The organism is Cupriavidus sp. UYPR2.512 (assembly GCF_000379565.1).
GTDB lineage: Bacteria > Pseudomonadota > Gammaproteobacteria > Burkholderiales > Burkholderiaceae > Cupriavidus.
The window spans coordinates 1-1,590 of record NZ_KB903074.1; the positions used below are offsets into that span (position 1 = coordinate 1).

General features: G+C 56.8%; 1 pseudogene. It reads left to right on the forward strand.

The features are described from left to right. Nucleotides 1-1,473, forward strand: a pseudogene (locus A3A5_RS39045) (hypothetical protein); the annotation flags it as partial. Between the last annotated feature and the right edge of the window lie 117 nt (nucleotides 1,474-1,590).

Here is a 1,590-nt window from a genome sequence, read left to right on the forward strand (position 1 = left end):
CATCTTCTGAGGTCCTTTCTGCCCGCCATTATGGCCGGCTCAGACCCCAGCTCTTCCATTTATCCGACTGTCCGAATTTCCGGCGCCACCTCTATGCGTCTCCTTTTGTTCGGCAAGCATCAACTTGTTCACGCAAGCGTCGACTACGTTCATCCCCATCAGAACTTTTGCTTCCCTGCTTCGGTTCTTCCTGACGCACTGTCATTGCTTCGACAGGAGATCGAGAGCGCAATACAGTTGGAGACGGCATTGCATCCGGACTTCCAGCCCTGGTTAGAGTCTGGACTGGTCCGGAATGGCCAAGCCAAGAATGAGTTTGCCTATGGAATAACCGTCACCCTTCTCGCGTACATCGAAATGCTCGTGCAGCTGTCCGAGACTGACCGGAACATCGCCAAAGCTGAACTGGCGCGCTGGCCAAGGGGCACGGCGATCGCGGAAAGACTCAGCATTGCGGGGGCAGCCGCTAGTGGATTCTTCAGTCCGATGGAAGTCCGCGACGCCTTCGTGGAAATGAGCGACGAGAACTTTTGGGATTCAAGCGCGGAACAAGATGTATCGACCGCACTAGGCCTGAGATGGTCCGAGCTGCCCGAAGCAACAAGACGAGAAATCGAACAGCGTATTGTTCGTGGACCGATTCCATCGTATGGGCCCGCTTCAGCATCTGAGGAAAATCAGGCCTACGTGCGCCTTAGCCGCCTGTACGCACTTAAGGAGGCTGGCATTGATCTGACCACGCAGTATGCATCCGAATTGAGCGCATTACGTGCCGAAGTACCGAGTTGGACAGAATCAGCGTGGCAGGAGAGACCTCGGACGGGGGTGTTTAGCGTTTCTCTGGACACTGACTCAAGTGTTTTCTGTGGCGTCCCGCTCAACAATATCGTGGATGTTGCCCGAGAACATCATGGCAAGCGCGCGCGTCGCGACGTGGAGTCAGCACCTTTCCTCGGCTTGGCGCGGGACCAGCCTGGCCGCGCCCTCCGCGCACTGGATCTTGCGTCACGAAGGAAAGAGTTCTCCGCCGAGCTTTGGCAAACGCTCTTGAGTGGTCAGGTATCCTTGTCTGGCCGGATTGCAACCATGGCCGCTCGCCGAATGGTGAAGTTGCCTGCTGAATCTCTCTCAGAGATTCGACGACAAGCCGCTAGGTGGCTCCATGAACACGCGCTGGACGTGTGGCAAGTGGACCCGCAGGCGTTCACGGACCTCTGGAACGCCCTACTTGGGACATTACTCGCGAATCAAACCGAAGCGACCAGATCGGCGTCTCGCCGGTGGGTGAACGAAAGCCTGAACAGCACTGCTGGCCAACTCGTTGGTGCTCTCTTTGCCACGCTCGCTGAGAGTTCTGCAACTATGAAAGCCGGGCTTGATGCCAGCCTTAAAAAACGCATTGCGCAGCTGCTAAACCTCCCTCCTCCACTGTGCATAAGCAGCTTTCGTGATGCCGATAGCGCGGGGATTTGAGCAAGAACGGTGATGGACGCTNGAGGGGTTCCCTCAGGGAGCGTGCGCGCACGCGCCTGAGGGAAGATGTCGCCTTTATTGTGTCGAGCAATGAAGGAGACCTCAGCAGTGTGCCAT